Here is a 19,657-nt window from a genome sequence, read left to right as displayed (position 1 = left end):
CCCCGAACCGATGGTCCCAGGCGACGAGACGGCCGCGCGGCCCTTCACGATCTGCGGGGCGGACATGCCGGTGCCGCCTGTGCTGAGGGGAGCCATCGCGGCGATCGGCAATTTCGACGGCGTTCATCTCGGCCACCGGAGGCTCGTGGAGCGCGTGCGCGACGCGGCCCGCGAGGCGGGCCGTCCGGCGGTCATCCTGACCTTCGAGCCCCATCCCCGGGCCTATTTCATGCCCGACGCGCCGATGTTCCGGCTCACCGGCCCGGCCGCCAAGGAGATCGTGTTCAACCGCCTCGGCCTCGACGGGCTGATCGTGCGCCGGTTCGACAGCGCGCTGGCCGAGACCGGGGCCGGCGCCTTCGTGCGCGACTTCCTGAAGGCTTCGCTCGGCCTGTCCGGGGTCGTGGTCGGCCACGATTTTCATTTCGGCCGGGGCCGCGAGGGCACCCCGGCGATCCTGGCGGAACTCTGCCGCGGGTCGGGCATGAGCTGCCGGATCGTCGCGCCGGTCGCCCTCGGCGATGAGACCCGGCCGGTCTCGTCGAGCGCGATCCGCGAAGCCCTCGCCGCGGGCGACGTCGTTCGGGCCAACGCCCTGCTGGGCTACCGCTGGTTCGTGCTGGGACCGGTGCGTCACGGCGACAAGCGCGGCCGGGAGCTCGGCTTCCCCACCGCCAACATGCGGCTGCCCGATTGCGGGCTGGCGCACGGCATCTACGCGGTGCGGGTCCGCCTTGGACCGGGCCGGTTCCGCGACGGCGTGGCGAGCTACGGCCGCCGCCCGACCTTCGACGACGGCGCACCGCTGCTTGAGACCTACCTGTTCGACTTCTCCGGCGATCTCTACGGCCAGGAGATCGCCGTGGAATTCATCGGTTTCATCCGCGGTGAGGAGCGGTTCGCCAGCGCCGATGCGCTGGTCGAACGCATGCATGTCGATGCGGATGCGGCGCGGGCCATGCTGGCGCGCGATGAAACCCCGTCGATGCTGATCTGAGTCCCCTGGGGGATTGCGACGGGGTCGGATCGTGTAGAAGACGGGATCGAGCAGGAGGCGGACGTGCTGGGTCGTTTCGAGCGCGCGAACAATGGCGAGGCCGTGGTCGAGTACGGCGACGGCACCATGCGGGTGGTCAAGCCCGGCAGCTTCGTGCGCTGCGCGGTGACCGGCGAGCCGATCCAGCTCGAAGCGCTGCGCTACTGGAGTGCCCTGCGCCAGGAGGCCTACGCCTCCCCCGAGGCGATCCTGCAGCGGCTGAAGGAAACCGGTCGGCCCTGACCGGCGCCGGGACCGCGGGTGCGGGACGCCTGATCCCCGCAGCGCGGGAAACCCGGGCCCAATCGCCTGCCGGGATCGGGCGGAGGCGCCTGGACCGTCGCCATCCCGGTGCACGGAAGGCGAGCCGCGAACGGCAATGCGGAGCGTCGAAGTCCGGGCCCTCGACTCCCCGCCGACCCGAGCCCTGCGCGGTCCCTCACGACGTGTCGCGGAAAACGCCGCTGAGCTGGCGCTGCAGAGCCTCCACGTCGTCGAGGACGAGGCTCACGCGCAGCACGCGAACGCCCGCCGCGCCAGCGAGCGGCAGGCGCACGGCATCCTTCTCGGTGGTGACGAGGTCGGCTCCGAGAAGCCGCGCCTCCGCGGACAGGGCGGCGAGGTCCCTGTCCCGATAGGGATGGTGATCCGGGAAGGTCCGCGTGCCGGCGATCTCCGCTCCCCCCTCCCTCAAGGTGGCGAAGAATTTCTCGGGTCGGCCGATCCCGGCGAAGGCGAGGCAGCGTCGACCCACGAGACCGTCGTCGTCGCGAACCAGGCGTGCCCGGTGCACCGGCAGGCCACGGCGCTCCGCCTCCCCGGCGAGCGCGTCCCCCGCGGCCCCGTCTCCAACCACGATCAGCCCGGAGACGTGCGGCCATTGCCGGTCGAGCGGCGCGCGCAGCGGCCCGGCCGGAAAGGTCAGGCCGTTGCCGATGCCGGCAGGACCGTCGACCACGGCGAGGGTGATGTCCTTTCCGAGCGTCGGGTTCTGCAACCCGTCATCCATCACGACGGTGTCGGCGCCGAGCCTCCGGCACAGGGCGGCCCCGGCCGGACGGTCGCGGGACACCACCGTCAGCCCCCGTCGGGCGAGGAGCAACGGCTCGTCGCCGACCTCCGCGGCCCCGTGCCGGCCCGGATCGACCTGCATCGGCCCGGCGATCCGACCGCCGTAGCCGCGGGACAGGAAGGCGGGTGTGCGGCCGCGCTCGATCAGCAGGGTTGCGACCGCGAGGGACGCGGGTGTCTTGCCCGCCCCGCCGAGGGTGAAGTTGCCCAGGCACACGACAGGGCAGCCCGCCGCGACGCCGCGATCGTCCATGCGCCGGGCCACCAGCGCCCCGTAGGCGGCCCCGAGCGGGGCGAGGCAGCGGGCGGCCGGGTGGTCCGGTCCTCGCGCCCAGAAGCCCGGCGGCCGCATCAGGCCCGCGCGAGCGGGCGCACCCGGTCGCTCCGGTCGAGGCGCTGAAGCTTCATCTGCGCGACGAAGGGATCGAGCACCGCGAGCGTCCGCGCCACCGCGCCTTCGAAGGGGCGGAGGGCGTGGTGTCCGGCCCGCGCCATGCCGGCGAGGCGCGCCGGATCCCGCAGGAGCTCGCCGGCGAGGGAGGCCAGGTCCACGCCGTCGCGCACGGCCAGGGTCCCGCCCGCGCGATCGAGGGCTTGGTAGATCGCGTCGAAATTCTCGGTGTGCGGCCCGTGCAGCACCGCCGTGTCGAGGCGCACCGGCTCGATCGGGTTCTGGCCACCCCGCGGGACCAGGGAACCGCCGAGGAACACCAGGGGGGCGAGGCGGTAGAACAAGCCCAGCTCGCCGATCGTGTCGGCGATGTAGACTTCGATGGACGGGTGCGGGCGCCCGCCGGTCGAGCGTCGCGCGCTGCGCAGGCCGACGGCGCTCGCGCACTCGACGACTTCCGGCGCCCGGGCGGGGTGGCGCGGCGCGATGATGGTCAGGAGTTGCGGGAACTCCGCCTTGAGCATCGCGTGCGCGTAGGCGACCATGGCCTCCTCGCCCGGATGGGTGCTGGCCGCGACCCAGATCGGCCGGCCGGCGATCATGGCGCCCAGATAGGCGAGCTGCTGCGGATCGGCCGGCGGCACGGGCGCGTCGAACTTCAGGTTCCCCGCGACGCTCACCCGCGGCGCGCCGAGCTTGGCGAAGCGCGCCCCGTCCTCCTGGGTCTGGCTGAGGCAGATGGCGATCCGCGACAGCAGCGCCTTGGCGGTGCGGGGGCAGCGCTCCCAGCCGCGGAATGAGCGCTCCGACATGCGCCCGTTGACCAGAATCAGGGGAATCTTGCGCTCGTCCAGTTCCAGGATCGTGTTGGGCCAGATCTCGGATTCGGCGATCACCGCGAGGTTCGGCTGCCAATGGTCCAGGAAGCGCGCCATCCAGCGCGGCGCGTCGAGCGGCATGTACTGGTGCACCGCTCCGATCGGCAGGCGGGCGCCGATCAGGTCGGCGGCCGCGCGCGTCCCCGTGGTCACCAGCACCGAGAAACCGCGGGCGATCATGCCGTCCACGAGGCCGATCAGCGACAGCGCTTCGCCGACACTCGCCCCATGCATCCAGGCGAGCGACCCAACCGGGCGGGCCCGGCCCGGCAGGCCGCGCCGTTCGGGGAGCCGCAGCGGGTCCTCCTTGCCGCGCTGCGCGCGCCACGCCAGCAGCCCTGCCAGTGCCGGCTCGCCGATCCACAGGCCGGCCCGGTACACCTGCAGCGGCAGGGTCACGGAGGGGCGCCTCACGCCGCGTCTCCGATCGGCGCCGATGCGGTGGAGGCGGGCGGATCGCCGTAGAGCTTGGCCCGGTCGGCACGCCCGACCAGCGCGTAGGCTTGGGCATGGACCCGGTCCATCTCGGCCTCGACGTGGCGCCGCAGCGCCTCGAACGCCTCGCCCTCGCAGTCGCGCGGGACGTAGACCGCATCGCCCAGCACCACCGCCCCGCGGCCGAAGGGCAAACCCAGGCAGGCGCGGTCCCAGGAGCGGAAGCGCAGGTGCCGGCTCGTCACCACGGCGGCGGGGACGATCGGCCGGCCGGAGAAGCGTGCCAGCGTGAGGATCCCGGCGTCGCACCGGCGCGAAACCTTCGGCACGTCCGCGCTGAAGGCCACCGAATCACCGGCCTTGAGGGCGCGCAGCATCGCCCGGAAGCCCTCGGCGCCGCCCTTGGCGCGGGTGTCGCTGGTGCGGCTCCGCCCGCGGGCTCCGGACGCCCGGATCACGCGCACGCCGAGCCGTTCCAGCGCGATGGTGTTGATGTTGCCATCCGGGTTCTTGGAGATGATCGTGGCGACGCGGTCGCCCGGGCGGCGCATGAACGGCATCATGATGTGCTGCCCGTGCCACATGCCGGCGATGAGCGGCAGCCGCGCATCCATCCAGACGTCCACGCCCGCCGGGCCGGCGCCGGCAGCATGGACCTCGAACCGGTTCGTCGCCTGAACGAGCCGCAGATACGCCGCCGCGAGGCGGCCGAGGGCCTGTTGCACGGCGGGATGACGGAGGAAACGCTTACCGAGGCTCATGTCACGCCTGAGGCGGCTGGACCGCCAACGCCTGATCGGTTCCGGATCGAAACGGACCGTGCATGCTCTAGCCCCCGCGCCTGAGACGAAACAATCGGTCTCGCCCACAACCAGACGGATAGGGTCGCCGGTGCCGGCGGCCGTTCCGGCGCCGCGGATGCTCCCGCGGCGCGGCGAAAACACGGCGGTACCCTTGTTTAGACCAATTCCAGACTGTAGATTGGAATCGATCCAGAAAGGGGTTTTTGGGATGGCAGCTGCCCTCGTCAGCACCGCGGAGACGGCCACAGAGGCCCGTCGCGCCTTCGTCCTGCGCTACGTCCAGCCGGGCTTGGCCGGCCTGATCGACGGTTCGGTCTCGACCCTGGCGCCGATTTTCGCCGCGGCCTTCGCCACGGGTCACAATGGCGCGACCTTCCTGGTGGGTCTGGCGGCCTCGGTGGGGGCCGGGATTAGCATGGGGTTCACCGAGGCCCTGTCGGACGACGGCCGCGTCACCGGTCGCGGGCAGCCGTGGCTGCGCGGGCTCGTCTGCGGGGTCATGACGACCCTGGGCGGCCTCGGCCACACGCTACCCTACGCGATCCCCGACACGCTTCCTGCAGGCTGGCCGAACCCGTTCATTCTCGCCACGAGCCTCGCCATTCTGGTGGTGGTGGTCGAGCTCGTCGTGATCGCGGCGATCCGCACGCGCTTCATGGCGACGCCCTTCTGGCGGGCGGCCCTGCAGGTGCTGCTCGGGGGCGCACTGGTGCTCGCCGCCGGTATGCTGATCGGTAGCGCTTGACGTCGGTGCCCGCGCCCGCGATGCGAGGCGGGCTCTCCGGTCCTCTGACGCGTGATCCCCGGCGTTGACCTTCCGCCTCGCCCATCTCAGCGACCCGCATGTCGGCCCCCTCGGCCGGGTGCGCCTGCACCAGCTCCTCGGCAAGCGCGCCACCGGCTACGCCAACTGGCGGCGCGGTCGCTCGCGCAGCCACGACATGTCCGTGCTGGAGGCCCTGGTCCTGGACCTGAAAGGGCAGGGGGCCGGGCACATCGCCTGCACGGGGGACCTGTGCAACATCGGCCTGCCGAGCGAGTGGGAGACGGCGCGCACCTTCCTCGAAGCCCTGGGTCCGCCCGAGGCCGTGAGCTTCGTGCCGGGGAACCACGACGCCTATGTCCGTGGCTCGCTGGAAGGTCTGCTCGCCGCCTGCGGGCGCTACACCGGCGACGATTCGGGATCGTCGGGGTGCTTTCCCTACCTCAGGCGGCGCGGGCCCGTGGCCTTGGTCGGCCTCTCCAGCGCGATCCCGACGAAACCGTTCGTGGCCACCGGGCGCCTCGGCGCGCCGCAGCTGGCCGCCGCCGAGTCCCTGCTGCGGGCGCTGGCCACCGAACCGGGCCGGCCGTTCCGCGTGGTGATGATTCACCATCCGCCGCAGCCCGGCGGCGCGGCGGCCGGGCGCGAGTTGAAGGATGCGGCCGCCTTCACGGCCATGATCGCCCGGGCGGGCGCCGAGCTGATCCTGCACGGCCACAACCACGTGCTCAGCAGCGCCGTGATCCCGGGGCCGGACGGGCGCAGCGTGCCGGTCGTCGGCGTTCCCTCGGCCTCGGCCCGGCCGGACGGGCACGGGGCGATCGCCTCGCGCCGCGCATCGTATCTTCTGTACGAGATCACCCCATCGGGGGCCGCCTTCACGGTCAGCGCCCGCCGGCGGGGCCTCGATGCGGCCGGTGTCCTGTGCGACCTCGGCCCCGTCGACCTGGGCCCCGTCGACCGCGCATGAGGCCGAGGGCCGGCGCGTCCCGGATGGGCGGTCGCGCTGGCCAGTTGGTTGATCAGGCGGTCGCGCTCAGCAGATCGGATTGTTGCTGACGGCTCAGGCTCGCTTCGTAGCGCTCGGCCTGAAGACGGGTGAGACCACTGATCAGCGCGAGCGTTCCGCGATACACGGTGTAGGTTCCGTCGTGGGTCGGCTTGACTCGAATCACCTCTGCCATGGGAGCCCTCCTGTGCTTGAGGTTGCCAGCTCTCGTCCGAATAGATCGCCCCTTCCATTTGCCTGCGGATCGAGCCCGCGGATGACGGCGAGGTTATCTGCCGCGCGGTGCCTGGCAAGGCCCCGCAGGCACGGAATGCTTAAGTATTTCCGCTGCAGCGCGGCAAGCCTTTGCCGATGTTGGCGATCCCAACATGCTCAAAAAAGCGGCCTCACGCTTGCATTATGAATAAGGTGACCGTTCCAGCCGGACGCCCGCGGACGGCGTGATTCGCAAAGTCCGATTCGCCCCCCAGGGGCACGCGAAAGGAATGTCCATGCAGCTCTGGCGTCTGACGGCGACCGACCTCGCGGCGCTAATCCGTTCCGGTCAGGTCTCGGCCCGCGAGGCGGCGCAGGACGCCCTCGGCCGGCTCGACGCGGTCAACGGCCGGATCAACGCCGTGGTCGAGCACCGTCCGGAAGACGTGCTGGCCCAGGCCGACGCGGTCGACGCCGCGCGGGCGCGCGGCGAGACCCCGGGGCGCCTCGCGGGTGTGCCGGTGACCGTGAAGGTCAATGCCGATCAGCGAGGTTTCGCGACCACGAACGGGCTGCGCCTCCAGCGCGACCTCGTGGCCGACGCCGACAACCCCGTGGTGGCCAATCTCCGCCGCGCCGGGGCGGTGCTGCTGGGACGGACCAACACGCCAGCCTTCTCGCTGCGCTGGTTCACCACCAACCAGATGCATGGTGAGACCAAAAATCCGCGCGATCCCGCGCTGACACCCGGGGGCTCGTCCGGCGGAGCCGGCGCCGCCGTCGCGGCCGGCATCGGGGCGATCGCCCACGGCACCGACATCGCCGGCTCCGTGCGCTATCCGGCCTATGCCTGCGGCGTGCACGGCCTGCGCCCGAGCCTGGGACGGATCCCGGCCTGGAACGCGACCTCGCCCGAGCGCGGGATCGGGCCGCAGCTCATGGCGGTGTCGGGGCCTCTCGCCCGCAGCATCGCGGATGTCCGCCTCGGCCTGGATGTCATGGCCGCGTCCGATCCCCGCGACCCGTGGTGGGTGCCCGCACCGCTGGAAGGTCCGGAGCGGCCGCGGCGGGTCGCCCTGTGCGTGCGGCCCGGCGGTCTCGCCGTCGTACCCGAGGTCGAGGCCGCCCTGCGGGACGCCGCGCGGCGCCTCGCCGAATCCGGCTGGGCCGTCACGGAAATCGACGACACGCCGCCGATCCGGGAGGCGTGCGAGATCCAGCTCCAGCTCTGGCTCGGCGACGGCTACGCGGCGGTGCGCGAGGCGGCCGAGCGCGAGGGCGATCCCGCGGCCATCGGACTTCTGGAGAGTTTTCGGGCTCGGGCCGAGGCCATGCCCCCCGACGCCATCGCCCGGGCGCTGACCCGGCGGGCGACGCTGGCGCGGGAGTGGTCGCTGTTCCTCGCCGACAACCCGGTGCTGCTGGTGCCGGTCTCGGCCGAGCTGCCCTTCCCGGACGGGCTCGACAGCACCGGGGATGCCGGCATCGCCCGGGCCTTCGAGGCGAATCTCCTGCAAGTCGGATTGGCCCCGATCGGCGTCCCGGCGCTGACCGTCACCACAGGGCTCGTCGGGCGCACGCCGGTCGGCGTTCAGCTCGTCGCCGCGCGCTACCGAGAGGATCTGTGCCTCGCCGCGGGGTCGGCGATCGAGGCGGCCGGCGTGCCGGAGATGCCGGTCGAGCCGGTCTGAAGCGAACGGCCGCACCGGCAGGGAACGGGCTTCCGACGGCTCGCTTACACGATCGATATTGGCGCCAGATCCGGTGCCGGTGATCCTCACGGCCGGATGTATCGGCTGCACCCTGACGTGTCTGCTGGCGGCGCCATTGGCTCGATGCTGGCCGCGGCGCGGTTCCTGGGCGGCGGAACCGTCGGGGGCCCGCGCGGCCCCGGCCGAGCGTCGCGGCCCTCGGCCGGGGCCGCGCGGGATGGGCTCAGCGGCGGCCCGCGGTCAGGAATTCGCGGACATCGGTCCAGCGCAGGTCGGGATAGCGGTCAGTGTCGAGGGGGGTGAGCTGTGCCCGCCCGTCGAACATGTCGCGCAGGTACTGCATACCCTGCCACGCCGGGAACACCGCGCCCCGGCCCGGCGCGACCGTGCGCGTGGCCCGGATCATCAAGTCCAGCAATCGCAGGCTTCCGCCGCGCAGCGGCCGATAGCGCGTGCCGCGAACCGCGCTCACCGCGTCGGCCAGCTCCCGGACACTGAAGCTGTCGCCGGCGACGCGCAGCCAGCGCGGGGGATCGGGGTCCAGGGCGGCGCGGGCCGTGAAGGCGGCCGTGTCGGCCTTCGTGGTGAAGTCGAGGCGCTGATCGGCGCTGCCCCAGTAGAGCACCCGGTGCAGGCCGTGGAGGATCAGCGGCGCCTGCCCGGCGAGCAGTTCCATGAAGGCGCCGTTGAGCACCGAGGTCGCCCGGATCGGCGCGGCGTCGAGGCGTTCCCGGAAGGCGCGGCGTAGGTCGAGGTTGCGGTTCCCGCCCGGCACCGTCTTGGCGTAGTCGATCGAGAAATCGGACGGAATGAAGCGCGGCACGCCGGCGCGGACGGCTCCCTCCAGCAGAACGGTCTGTGCGTCGAGGATCGTCGCGCTCAGCCCGTTGAAGGCCGAGACCACGCAGTCCGCGCCCATGCAGGCGGACTGCCAGCTACCGGGACGTCCGGCGCCCGCCTCCGCGATCCGCACGCCGAGAGCGGTAATCGGTGCGACCCGCACCGCCCCGGTGCCGGGCCGGACGATCGCCGTGACGGCGGCGCCCTCCGCCACCAGGGCCCGCACGATCCGCAGGCCGAGATCGCCGGTCGCGCCGGCCACGGCGACCCGTGCGGGTTCCGGGCTCACGGCGCGTCCTGGGCGCCGAGATGGGTGAGCAGCGCCGCGAACAGCCGCGCCCGCTGGGGCAGCGTATCGATCAGCACGTGCTCCTCCAGGGTGTGATAGCCCTGGCCCAGCGGCCCGAGGCCGTCGAGCGTCGGGATACCGTTGGCGCCGGTGAAGTTGCCGTCCGAACCGCCACCGGCGCTGCGATGGGGCAGGGGCTGGCCGAGCGCCTCGCTCAAGCGGCGCGCCCGCTCATAGAGGGCCATCGTGCCGGCATCCGGTTCCCAGACCGGCCGGGTCACGCCCCGGGTCACGGTGAAGCGGACGCCGTCCTCCTCGCCCGACAGGGCCAGCATCCGCGCGACGCCGCGGTCGAGGTCGGCCTGGCGCTTGGCCATGCTGAGCGCCTGCCCCCGGCAGATTGTCGGGACGCAGTTCACCCACTGCCCGCCCGAGACGATGCCGGTCGAGACGGTGCAGTCGGAATCCGACAGCGCGTCGATCGCGAGGATCTTGCGCGCCATCGCGCGGATCGCGGAGCGCCCCTCGTGGGGCGACGCCCCGGCGTGGCTCGGGCGGCCCGTCGCCTCCAGGTCGAAGCGCGCGATGGCGTAGCGGCCGGTGACCACGCCGTTCTCGGGTTGACCCGGCTCGGGGACCAGCACGACGGCGTGGCGGGCGGCCTCGGCCTCGATCAGGTCGCGGGTCGAGGGACTGCCGACCTCCTCGTCGCCGGTGAACAGCACGGTCACGGGCAGCGGCGTCTCGATCCCGGCGACCGCCAGGGCGCGGATCGCCGCCAGGGCGATGAGGTTGCCGCCCTTCATGTCGAGGATGCCCGGCCCGAAGACCCGGTTCCCCTCGATTCGCCACGGCAGGCTCCCGAGCGTCCCGACCGGATGCACCGTGTCCAGATGACCGAGCACCAGGATGCCGGGCGCATCGCGGTTCCTGTGCGGGAAGCGGGCACGCACGCAGTCGCTCAGGCCCATCCGGCCGGGGATCGTCTCCACCGCCGCCCCCGCGACGGCCAGGTCGCGGGCGGCGACGCTCATCATCCGGTTGACGGCCGCCGCGTCGTGGGTCGGGCTCTCGCACTCCACCCAGGGGCGCAGGGCCGCCAGAAGCCCGGCGGCGTCGAAGTGAAGCTCCGGGATCATCGGGCGGTCTCCGCGGCGAAGGGATCGGCGACCCGCGGCCAGTAGAGGCCGGATCGCTTGGTGTACGGGATCGCGCCGTAATCCGGCGGGACGGCCCCAGGTGCCGCGACGTAGCGCACGTCGCTCGCGATGGGCGCGAAGGCGGCGTAGAAGTGCTGCATCGACTTCACCACGACGATGCGCTTGTCGTCGAGGGTCAGCCCGAGGCCCGTGAAGGCGTCGGGCGCGAAGGCCTGCTGGCGCTTGTGGGTCAGAACCACGTGGATGCCGTCCGCCTCCACCCAGGCGGCGGGGCCGAGATGGGCCCGGCCGCCGCTGAGGCCGGTCTGACTGTAATCCTCCGAGAGGCCGCGCACGGTGACGCGCAGGTCCACCGGGTCGCCCGAGGTCACGCCGCACTTACCGCCGATCCGCAAGCTGAAGCGCGCTCCGAGCCCGGCCTCGTGACAGATGCCCACCGCCCCGGGATCCCAGATCAGGCCGAGCGCCGCGCCCGTCACGCCCCGCTCCACGAGGCGGGCCAGGATCGCGGTGTTGTCGGAGGGCGCGCCCGCACCGGCATTGTCGGCGAAGTCCGCCAGCACCATCGGGCGCGGGTCCGACGAGGCGAGGGCCAGATCGATGGCCGCGTCGATCGTGTCGCAGCGGCTCGCCGCTTCCTCCCGCATCGCCCAGACGGCGCCGGCGAGGTCATCGGCCAGCGCCTGGGCCTTGCCGGCATCGCCGTCGGCGACGACGAGCATCCGGGCGCCGACATCCGCCACATCGCCCCACGGGAAGCCGTGCCCGAAGGAGACCGACAGGATCCCGTCCCGGCCCTCCAGCGCCTCCATCCGGCGCACGAAGCCCGCCACCGGCTCGCGGCTCGTCCGCCACATGTTGATGATCCGGCAATCCGCATACGCCATGACCGGCCGGATCTCCTTCGCCACGGTCCGGACCACCAAGGGATAGAGGTCGCGGGCGCGGTCGACGATGTCGGTGTGCGGGTATTCCTTGTAGATCACGATGATGTCGGCGCGCCTCCGCATCGTCTCGGTGAGATGGCAGTGGAGGTCGAGCTCGACGCCGATCACGGCCTCCGGCCCGACGACGGCGCGGACCCGCTCCAGGGTGTCGCCCTCGCAGTCGTCGTAGCCTTCCGCCACCATGGCGCCGTGCATGAACAGCAGCACCGCGTCGACCGGCATCGCGGCCTTCAGATCCTCCAGCAGGGCATCACGCAGCTCCTCGTAGACGGCCCGCAGGGTGATCCCTCCGGGCTGCGCGAAGGTCGACAGACTCTCGACGACATCGTGCCCGTCCGCTTCGGCCAGCGCGCGCCAGGCCTTGAGGCCGATGTTGCTGAGGCTCGGCGGGTTCCGGCTGCCGTCCCGGCGGGCGTAATCCGCTTCGAAGGCCGCACGGCCCGTGGGCAGCGGCGCGTAGGTGTTGGTCTCGGTGGCGAGGCCCGCGATGAAGATCTTCAAGGTCCTGTCCCACTCCCTCCCGGCCGCCGGATCAGCCGGGGCCCGGGCTCAGCGTGATGATCGTCTCGGTGGCCGCGTCCACGGCCGCGCGGCCATAGAGCATCGGCACATGGTCCTGCCGGCCCCAGACCGGGGCGAGGTCGGCATAGTGCCGGCTTCCCGGGTCGCCCGACTGGCCAGGCACGTTGATGAAGACCGACTTGTCCCAGTTCCCCACATCCACGACCATGCGGAACGAGGCGCCGTGGGTGAGCCGGAACGTGTCGGTCCGGTACTCCGCGTGCATGACCGATGCCGCGGACCCGCCCACGGGCAGCGGGCCGACATCCCAGCCAGGATGAGGCCGCAGGGCGGTTAGCGGATGGGCGAACAGGGCCTGGTGCAGGCGCCCCCAGGACCAGCCGGCCGGGGATTCGGGAAGGGCCGCCATGTCCGCGTCTCTCCCGCCGCCCTCCGCGAAAGGGGGAGCGGACGCGTCAGCTTCTGCTTCGTGACGTTGCTGCTCCCCGGCGGCTTCCGCATCCGGCCGGAGCCGGCCCATGGGATCGGCGCCCATTCGGTCCAGGCAGTCCCGGAACGCAGCGCCCAGCGTCTCCGTCAACAGGCCGTCGCACGCCGCCGAGTCGAGACCGGACTCCAACCGCTCGATCAGGCTCTGCGTGTCGCCGGGCGGCAGCAGGCGGCGGGTGGGGACGTCCGGCACGAACGCGGCGAGCAGCGCCGGGCGCAGGTGACGGACCCAGAACACCTCGATGAAGGCCGCCGCCGGGGAGTCCGGGTGCAGTCCGCCGTCGAACGCGGCCAGCAGGGCCTGCGCCGAGGCGACATCGGGATCGGCACCCGCCGGCATCGCCCGGACCAGTTCGGCGAGCCGCAGGGCCGGCTCGGAAACCTCGTCGCCCTGGAGCGCCCGCGAGTCCGCGAGGCTGTGCCGCGTCTGTCCGCCGAGCACAGCCCGGATGCGGCGGTCGCGCCAGGGCTCGGCCCACTCGAATCCGACCTTCCGATCGTCCGCCGGAAAATCCGGCGGCAGGTTCATCGCGTTGGCCGTGGCGAGCCAGCCGGATTCCGGATCGATGCTGCGGGGCAGGGTCGCCGGATCGTGGAAGCCGGCCCAGTCGTAGCGGCCGTCGCCGGGAACCGGCAGCAGGCCGTCATGGGCCGGCCGCACGGGCGCCCGGCCGGCCATGAACCACGCGATCCGGCCCGTCACGTCGGCATAGAGCTGGTTGACGGACGGCGCCGACCAGTGGCGCAGGGCCTCGCCGAAACGGTCAGGCGTCGTGGCGCCGAGATAGGCGAGACTGCCGAGATAGGCGGCAGCGCCGGGCTCGGACCAGACGGTCCGCAGCGCGAAGGCGCGCCCCGCGTCCTCGCGGATCACCGGTCCGTGCCGGGTGAAGGCCAGCATCACGGTCGCGTCCGGGCCACCGCGCACCGGAATGGTTTCCGGGACCCGAACGATCCGGTCCCAGCCGTCGCCGTACCGGTAGCGGTCCGGATCGGCCGGGTCGGTCTCGCAGACGAACAGATCCTCCTGGTCCATCGGCGCGATGGTCAGGCTGAAGGCGGCGTGTCCGTTATGGCCGATGGAGATGCCGGGGAGCGCCGGCTCGCCGGCCCCGATCACGTCGAGCCCCGGCGCGGTGAGGTGGACCGCGTAGCGCAGCGACGGCTGCAGATAGACCCGGTGCGGGTCGCTCGCCAGGATCGGGCGGCCGGTGGCGGTGCGGGACGGCCCGACCACCCAGTTGTTCGAACCCTCGGCGGGCTCCCGGGCCTCGGCCCGCTTGCCCCGCGTGACGGCGCCGTGCGCGTCGACCTTGCTCCAGGCCCAGGCCTCGTCCCGGGACGCCGCCGAGCGCTCCGGGGAGAATCCGACGGCCGCGGTGGCGAGGCGGAAGTCGTCGAGGAGATCGTCCGGCCAGTCGGCGGCGCCGAGCCCGTCCGGCACCACCGGGTCGTGCGGCGGGCTGATCCGCTTGCGCAGGTCGTCGGCGGCCAGCCCCTCTTCGCGGGATGGCGCGCGCGCCAGCACCCGGGCGCGGGCGACCTCGGACAGGACGTTGCGGATGAGCCCGTGGCTGCGGATGCGCACCACGTCGTCCGCCTGCCACCGGGCGGGGCGCGTGTCCGTCAGGGCGAATTCCGGCGGCAGCGCGTCCGGCCGCGACTCGGTGAGCCCCACGTAGGCGTTGACCCCGTCCACGAAGGCCGTGACGATCGCCTGGGTGTCCTGAGGCCCGTAGGCGGCCCATTCCGCCGCCATGTCGCCGCGGTAGAGGAACAACCGGGCGGCACGGTCCTGGGCGAGGTAGCCGGGCCCGAAATCCGCCGCCAGCAGGCCGAGGCCGCGCTTGCGCCAGAGGTCGAGCTGCCAGAGCCGATCCCGGGCGGCGTTGAACCCCTGGGCGCGGAAGGCATCCAGGACGGTTCCGGCGCGGATATGCGCCAGCCCCCAGCGATCGACGCGGATCTCGACGGGACCGTCGAGCCCGGGCAGCCGGTAAGTCGCGTCGCTCACAGAGCCACTTCGATGAGGTGCGGACCTTTGGTGGCCAGCGCGTGCTGGAACGCCGCGATGAAGTCGGGCAGCGTCTCGACGCGCACCCCCTCGACCCCGAAGCCCTTGGCGAGGCTCACCCAGTCCACCGCCGGCTCGTCGAGGCTCAGCATGCTGAGCGCCTTCGGGCCGGGGTTGAGCGCGCCGACATTGGCGAGTTCCGCCCGCAGGATCGCGTAGGAGCGGTTCGACCAGACCAGCGTCACCACGTCGAGGTGCTCGCGGGCCTGGGTCCAGAGCGCCTGGACCGTGTAGAGCCCGCTGCCGTCGGCCTGGAGGTTGATCACCTTGCTGTCGGGACAGGCCACGGCCGCGCCGGTCGCCATCGGGATGCCCAGCCCGATCGAGCCGCCGCTGAGCTGCAGCCACGTATGGGGCGCCGCATCCCGGGTCAGGGCGAAGAAGTTGCGGCCCGTGGTGATCGATTCGTCGCAGATCACGGCGCCCTCCGGGATCAGCGCGCCGAGCACTTGCCCGATCGTGTCCTGGTCAAGAGGGCCGCCGGTCGGGAGCTTCGGGCGCGGGGCGACGGAAACCGGCCCCGCCGGCGGGGCCGCGACCGCCTCGGCGAGCCGCTCCAGGGCGTCGATCTGGTCCTCCTCGGGGGTGGCCAGCGTGATCGTCGTGCTGCCCTCGGGCGCCAGCAGGCTCGGCTTGCCGGGATAGGCGAAGAACCCCACCGGCGGGGTCGCGCCGATCAGGATGACGTGGCGGAAGTCCTTCAGCGCCGCGATGCCCTGGTCGATCGGGTAGGGCAGGCGCTCGACCGGCACGGTGCCGGCGCCGCGGTCGATCCGCGAATTGGACGTCATCGCCATGATCTGCGCGCCGGTCTTGCGGGCGATCCGGTCGGCGAGCACCCGACCCTCGTTCCGCACCGCCCGGTCACCGAGATGCAGGAGCACCGGCTCGCCGCTCCGGAGCGCCTCGACGGCCGCCGCGACGGCCTCGTCGCTCGCCCGCGCCCGCTCGGGGATGGCGGGCACCGGCGCCGGACCGGTGCCGGGATCCCAGGCGGTGTTGGCCGGCAGGATCAGGGTGGCGACCTGCCCCGGGGCGGTCCGGGCGGCCGCGATGGCGGCGGCGCCGTCCGGACCGATCTCGCCGGCGCTCATGCCGGTCCGCACCCAGGACGACATCGGCCGGGCCAGCCCCTCGATATCCGAGGTCAGCGGCGCATTGTATTCCCGGTGGTAGGTCGCATGCTCGCCGACGATGTTGACGACCGGCGTGCGCGCCTTCTTGGCGTTGTGGAGGTTGGCCAGACCGTTGGCGAGGCCGGGCCCGAGGTGGAGCAGCGTCGAGGCCGGCTTGTCGGCCATGCGGGCGTAGCCGTCCGCCGCACCGGTCGCCCCGCCCTCGAACAGGAACAGGACGCAGCGCATGCCCTCGACCCGGTCGAGGGCGGCGACGAAGTGCATCTCCGAGGTGCCGGGATTGGTGAAGCAGACCTCGACCCCGCCGTCCACGAGGGTCCGGACCAGGCTCTCGGCCCCGTTCATGGTGCTCGGCGTTCCATCGCTCACGGGCGGCTCCCTCACGGTCCGGCCCAGCCTGGCCGGCGACTCGAATTTTTTATTATCGTGGCGCAGGCGACGCGACGCGCAAGGGGCGGAGCCTGACACCTCCTCTTCGCCTGAAGCGGGGCCTAGACTCCTGACTGGCACGGGATTCGCGCAGGAGTCGCGGTTGCCGCGCCGCAGCCTCGACGAATGGAAGCCCATGACAGTTCGCCGCCTGATTGTCGCCGCCCTCGCCGGAACGGTCGTCCTGACGGGACCGGCCAGCGCCGAGAGCGTGTTGCGCATCGCCATGACGGCGACCGACATTCCGACGACCACGGGCATGCCCAACAACGGCTTCGAGGGCATGCGCTTCCTCGGCTACCCGATCTTCGAGGGGCTGGTGCAGTGGGACCTGAAGAGCACCACCCAGCTCGCCGGACTGGTCCCGGCCCTGGCCGAGCGCTGGGAGCAGGATCCGAACGACAAGGCGGTCTGGACCTTCCACCTGCGTCAGGGCGTCCTGTTCCATGACGGAACTCCCTTCAACGCCGACGCGGTGATCTGGAACCTCGACCGCTACTACAGGAACGACAGCCCGCAATTCGAGGCCCAGGGCGCCGGCATCACCCGCGCCCGGGCACCGCTGGTCGGCAGCTACCGGAAGATCGACGACGCCACGGTCCAGATCACCACCACCCAGGCCGCCTCGTACTTCCCCTACATGGTCGTCTACCTGCTGTTCACCTCGCCGACCTCCTTCGAGAAGGCGGGGCGCGACTGGAGCAAGGTGGCGGCCCTGCCGGCGGCCGGGACCGGACCGTTCAAGATCACCCGCGTCGCCCCGCGCGAGGCGGTCGATCTCGCCCGGAACGACGGCTACTGGGATCCGGACCGGAAGGCCAAGGTCGACAAGGTCCGGCTGATGCCGATCCCGGAGGCGAATGCCCGGGTGGCGGCGCTGCGATCCGGTCAGGTCGACTGGATCGAGGTGCCGGCGCCCGACGCGATTCCGTCGCTCAAACAGGCGGGCTTCACCATCACCACGGGCTCGTACCCGCATGTCTGGCCGTACTTCTTCAACATCGGCGCCAAGGACAGCCCGCTGAAGGACGTGCGCGTCCGGCAGGCCCTGAACTACTGCATCGACCGCGCCGGCATCGTCGAGTTGCTGAACGGGACGGCGGAGCCGGCCTCGGGCTGGCTCAACGACAGGGACCCGAATTTCGGCGCGCCGAAGAACCGTTACACGTTCGACGCCGCCAAGGGGAAAGCGCTCCTCGCCGAGGCCGGCTTCACCGACAAGAAGCCCTTGAGCTTCAAGGTGATGATCTCGTCCTCCGGCTCCGGCCAGATGCTGCCGATGCCGATGAACGAGTACCTGCAGGAGAACCTCAAGCAGGCCTGCAACGTCGACGTGACCTTCAACGTGGTCGAATGGCAGGTGCTGTTGAACTCCAGCCGGGCGCTGCCGGACGCGCCGAGCCTCCAGGGCTCGATGGCGCTCAATGTCTCCTCCCCCTCCTCGGACGTCGCCGTCATGGCCCGCTACTTCGCGGACGACCGGCTTCCGCCGAACGGCTTCAATTTCCCCACCTGGAAGGACGAGGCGTTCAACGCGGCCCTGAAGGCCCTCGCCGAGACCACCGACGCTAAGGTGATCGACGCGCAGACCAAAGCCGCCCACGAGCGCCTCGTGGACGATCCGCCCTGGCTGTTCGTCGTCCACGACCTCAATCCCCGCGGGATGTCCAAGAAGATCCACGGCTTCGTCTCGCCGCAATCCTGGTTCGTGGATCTCACCCTCGTCAGCGTGCAGTAAGATCCATGTCCGACATCGATCCCGCATTCGCCTCCGCCGCCGAACTCGGCCGCGCGATCCAGGCGCGGACGCTCTCCCCGGTCGACGCGGTGGACGCGCTGCTCGGCCGGATCGACCGGCTGCAACCGAAGCTCCAGGCTTTTACGGAGGTCCTGTCCGCCGACGCGCGCCTCGCCGCCGAGGGCGCCGACCGGGCGATCCGGTCGGGGCACGGGGTGGGACCGCTCCACGGGGTGCCCGTGGTGCTCAAGGACCTGATCGACCTCGAAGGCCGGATCACCATGGGCGGCTCGGCGGCCCACCGCGCACGCCGGGCCGCGCGCACGGCCACGATCGCCCGGCGCCTCATCGGCCAGGGCATGATCGTGCTGGGCAAGACCCATACGGTGGAGTTCGCCTATGGCGGCTGGGGCACCAACCAGCATCTCGGCACGCCCCGGAACCCCTGGGATCCCGAGACCCCGCGCACGCCGGGCGGGTCGAGCAGCGGCACCGGCGTCGCCGTGGCCGCCCGGATGGCGCCCTGGGGCATCGGCACCGACACCGGCGGATCGGTGCGCCTGCCGGCCGCCTTCTGCGGGCTGACGGGCCTCAAGGTGACGGTCGGGCGCGTCTCGACCTGGGGGATCGTGCCGCTCTCGACCACGCTGGACACGCCCGGCCCGCTCGCCCGCACGGTGGAGGACGTCGCGCTCCTGTACGAGGCGATCTCCGGCCCCGATCTCCGCGACCCGACGACCCGCGGCATCGCACCGGACGCGCCCTGGCCAGTCCTGAACCGCGGCGTGCGCGGCCTGCGGCTCGGCCGCATGCCGGCCGCCGAACGCGAGGGCGTCGCCGCGGACATGCTGGCGGCCTACGACGCGGCCCTCGACCTGCTGGCCGGGCAGGGGGCCGAGATCGTCGACGTCGCCCTGCCGTTCCGGTTCAGCGACTGCGTGGCGATGAGCCAGATCACCAACGCCGAGGCCTATTTCGTCAACGGCGCCCTGGCGGAGGATCCGTCCGCGCCGCTCGGTGATGCGGTGCGGGCCCGGATCCTGGCCGGCGCGCAGGTCCCGGCCCAGGATTACCTCGCCACGCTGCACCGCCGCGCCGCGATGAAGCTGCATTATGCGGCGGCGGTCGAAGGCATCGACGCCCTGCTGACACCGACGACGGAATGTGCGGCCGTGGCGCTCGCGGAGGTCGACGAGGCGCACCTGCCGTCCCGCTTCACCCGGTTCGGCAACCTGCTCGACCTGTGCGGGCTCTCACTGCCGAACGGCTTCACCGCCACCGGGCTGCCGCTCTCGCTCCAGATCGTCTGCCGGGGCTACGACGAAGCCATGGCCCTGCGCATCGGGCAGGCCTACCAGCGGGTGACGGACTGGCACCTGCGGCGGCCGCCGATCGGCTGACAGGGTTCGCTCGCCGCTCTCGCGTGGACGCCCCTGCGGCGTCGGCGCGAGGACAGCGACGTGCCGTGCGGCGAGCTGGGCGGTTGAAGCCGGCGGACCCGGGATTCGGCTATGGGAGCCTGAACCAGGCGATTGAACCGCGACGATCCGCCTTCCGGCACCCTGCCGGGCGGACCGGCGCTCATGCGATCAATTCGTCGGCCCGCGCGACGCGGCTTGCCGGCAGGTCGATGCCGGCCGCGGCAGCAGAAGCCAAGTTGATCACGCGCTTGAAGCGCGGCGGCTGATAGAACGGCTGCTTCTTCTTCGGTCAGCCAGCGTTCTGCCGTTTGTGCAGCGA

At 72.1% G+C, this 19,657-nt stretch carries 15 protein-coding genes and 1 pseudogene; 7 read left to right on the top strand and 9 right to left on the bottom strand.

Translation table 11 applies throughout. The features are described 5' to 3' along the window. The first annotated feature begins 10 nt into the window (after positions 1–10). Positions 11–997 (top strand): bifunctional riboflavin kinase/FAD synthetase, encoded by a 987-nt coding sequence (locus MKK82_RS17120; protein WP_238287200.1) that lies wholly within the window; start codon positions 11–13, stop codon positions 995–997. Between the two features lie 63 nt (positions 998–1,060). Next, entirely contained in the window at positions 1,061–1,279 is a 219-nt protein-coding gene (locus MKK82_RS17115; protein ID WP_238287199.1) for a DUF2093 domain-containing protein, read from the top strand. A 196-nt stretch (positions 1,280–1,475) separates the two neighbouring features. Here MKK82_RS17115 and lpxK read toward each other — a convergent pair whose 3' ends face one another. Genes lpxK through MKK82_RS17100 form a run of 3 tightly spaced genes read right to left on the bottom strand, consistent with a single transcriptional unit; the run spans position 1,476 to position 4,572 of the window. Next, a complete protein-coding gene (gene lpxK / locus MKK82_RS17110) occupies positions 1,476–2,459 on the bottom strand; it encodes a tetraacyldisaccharide 4'-kinase (RefSeq protein ID WP_238287198.1) in 984 nt (327 codons plus the stop codon). Then, positions 2,459–3,790 carry a 3-deoxy-D-manno-octulosonic acid transferase gene (locus MKK82_RS17105; protein WP_238287197.1) on the bottom strand — a complete coding sequence of 444 codons (1,332 nt, stop codon included), beginning with the start codon at positions 3,788–3,790 and terminating at the stop codon, positions 2,459–2,461. The genes lpxK and MKK82_RS17105 overlap by 1 nt, the downstream gene beginning before the upstream one ends. After that, a complete protein-coding gene (locus MKK82_RS17100) occupies positions 3,787–4,572 on the bottom strand; it encodes a lysophospholipid acyltransferase family protein (RefSeq protein WP_238287195.1) in 786 nt (261 codons plus the stop codon). The genes MKK82_RS17105 and MKK82_RS17100 overlap by 4 nt, the downstream gene beginning before the upstream one ends. 295 nt (positions 4,573–4,867) lie before the next feature. Between MKK82_RS17100 and MKK82_RS17095 the strand changes: the two are divergent. Together MKK82_RS17095 and MKK82_RS17090 are read left to right on the top strand one after the other, a co-directional pair. Further along, positions 4,868–5,359: pseudogene (locus tag MKK82_RS17095) on the top strand (VIT1/CCC1 transporter family protein); the annotation flags it as partial. A gap of 64 nt (positions 5,360–5,423) precedes the next feature. Next, complete coding sequence (locus MKK82_RS17090) at positions 5,424–6,347, top strand: metallophosphoesterase family protein (protein ID WP_238287192.1); 924 nt, start codon at positions 5,424–5,426, stop codon at positions 6,345–6,347. Between the two features lie 52 nt (positions 6,348–6,399). Here the strand turns inward: MKK82_RS17090 and MKK82_RS17085 are convergent, their stop codons facing one another. Next, a complete protein-coding gene (locus MKK82_RS17085; protein WP_238287191.1) occupies positions 6,400–6,561 on the bottom strand; it encodes a hypothetical protein in 162 nt (53 codons plus the stop codon). A 316-nt stretch (positions 6,562–6,877) separates the two neighbouring features. Here MKK82_RS17085 and MKK82_RS17080 point away from each other — a divergent pair, with 316 nt between their 5' ends. Continuing rightward, a complete protein-coding gene (locus MKK82_RS17080) occupies positions 6,878–8,272 on the top strand; it encodes an amidase family protein (protein ID WP_243986326.1) in 1,395 nt (464 codons plus the stop codon). Between the two features lie 244 nt (positions 8,273–8,516). Here MKK82_RS17080 and MKK82_RS17075 read toward each other — a convergent pair whose 3' ends face one another. Genes MKK82_RS17075 through MKK82_RS17055 form a run of 5 tightly spaced genes read right to left on the bottom strand, consistent with a single transcriptional unit; the run spans position 8,517 to position 16,095 of the window. Then, complete coding sequence (locus tag MKK82_RS17075) at positions 8,517–9,422, bottom strand: NmrA family NAD(P)-binding protein (RefSeq protein WP_243986325.1); 906 nt, start codon at positions 9,420–9,422, stop codon at positions 8,517–8,519. Beyond that, a complete protein-coding gene (locus MKK82_RS17070; protein ID WP_238287185.1) occupies positions 9,419–10,561 on the bottom strand; it encodes a M20/M25/M40 family metallo-hydrolase in 1,143 nt (380 codons plus the stop codon). The genes MKK82_RS17075 and MKK82_RS17070 overlap by 4 nt, the downstream gene beginning before the upstream one ends. Then, a complete protein-coding gene (locus tag MKK82_RS17065; RefSeq protein WP_238287183.1) occupies positions 10,558–12,030 on the bottom strand; it encodes a M81 family metallopeptidase in 1,473 nt (490 codons plus the stop codon). Before MKK82_RS17065 ends, MKK82_RS17070 begins: the two co-directional genes overlap by 4 nt. 31 nt (positions 12,031–12,061) lie before the next feature. Beyond that, a complete protein-coding gene (locus MKK82_RS17060; RefSeq protein ID WP_238287181.1) occupies positions 12,062–14,554 on the bottom strand; it encodes a penicillin acylase family protein in 2,493 nt (830 codons plus the stop codon). Beyond that, complete coding sequence (locus MKK82_RS17055) at positions 14,551–16,095, bottom strand: acetolactate synthase large subunit (protein WP_238287377.1); 1,545 nt, start codon at positions 16,093–16,095, stop codon at positions 14,551–14,553. Before MKK82_RS17055 ends, MKK82_RS17060 begins: the two co-directional genes overlap by 4 nt. A gap of 220 nt (positions 16,096–16,315) precedes the next feature. On the opposite strand from MKK82_RS17055, the gene MKK82_RS17050 reads away from it, so the two are divergent. Continuing rightward, positions 16,316–17,917, top strand: coding sequence for an ABC transporter substrate-binding protein (locus tag MKK82_RS17050; RefSeq protein ID WP_238287179.1), 1,602 nt, complete (start codon positions 16,316–16,318; stop codon positions 17,915–17,917). Positions 17,918–17,922: 5 nt separating this feature from the next. Further along, positions 17,923–19,317, top strand: a complete 1,395-nt coding sequence (locus MKK82_RS17045) for an amidase (RefSeq protein WP_243986324.1) — start codon at positions 17,923–17,925, stop codon at positions 19,315–19,317. Positions 19,318–19,657 lie beyond the last annotated feature (340 nt).

It is taken from the genome of Methylobacterium sp. E-046 (assembly GCF_022829625.1).
Classification (GTDB): Bacteria; Pseudomonadota; Alphaproteobacteria; order Rhizobiales; family Beijerinckiaceae; genus Methylobacterium; species Methylobacterium longum.
This window is presented reverse-complemented; position numbering and strand designations above follow the sequence as displayed.

Coding starts and splice junctions, on each gene's coding strand:
- MKK82_RS17080 (WP_243986326.1), top strand. CDS start 6,878: ATGCAGCTCTGGCGTCTGACGGCGACCGACCTCGCGGCGCTAATCCGT.
- lpxK (WP_238287198.1), bottom strand. CDS start 2,459: ATGCGGCCGCCGGGCTTCTGGGCGCGAGGACCGGACCACCCGGCCGCC.
- MKK82_RS17045 (WP_243986324.1), top strand. CDS start 17,923: ATGTCCGACATCGATCCCGCATTCGCCTCCGCCGCCGAACTCGGCCGC.
- MKK82_RS17055 (WP_238287377.1), bottom strand. CDS start 16,095: ATGAACGGGGCCGAGAGCCTGGTCCGGACCCTCGTGGACGGCGGGGTC.
- MKK82_RS17085 (WP_238287191.1), bottom strand. CDS start 6,561: ATGGCAGAGGTGATTCGAGTCAAGCCGACCCACGACGGAACCTACACC.
- MKK82_RS17070 (WP_238287185.1), bottom strand. CDS start 10,561: ATGATCCCGGAGCTTCACTTCGACGCCGCCGGGCTTCTGGCGGCCCTG.
- MKK82_RS17050 (WP_238287179.1), top strand. CDS start 16,316: ATGACAGTTCGCCGCCTGATTGTCGCCGCCCTCGCCGGAACGGTCGTC.
- MKK82_RS17100 (WP_238287195.1), bottom strand. CDS start 4,572: ATGAGCCTCGGTAAGCGTTTCCTCCGTCATCCCGCCGTGCAACAGGCC.
- MKK82_RS17120 (WP_238287200.1), top strand. CDS start 11: ATGGTCCCAGGCGACGAGACGGCCGCGCGGCCCTTCACGATCTGCGGG.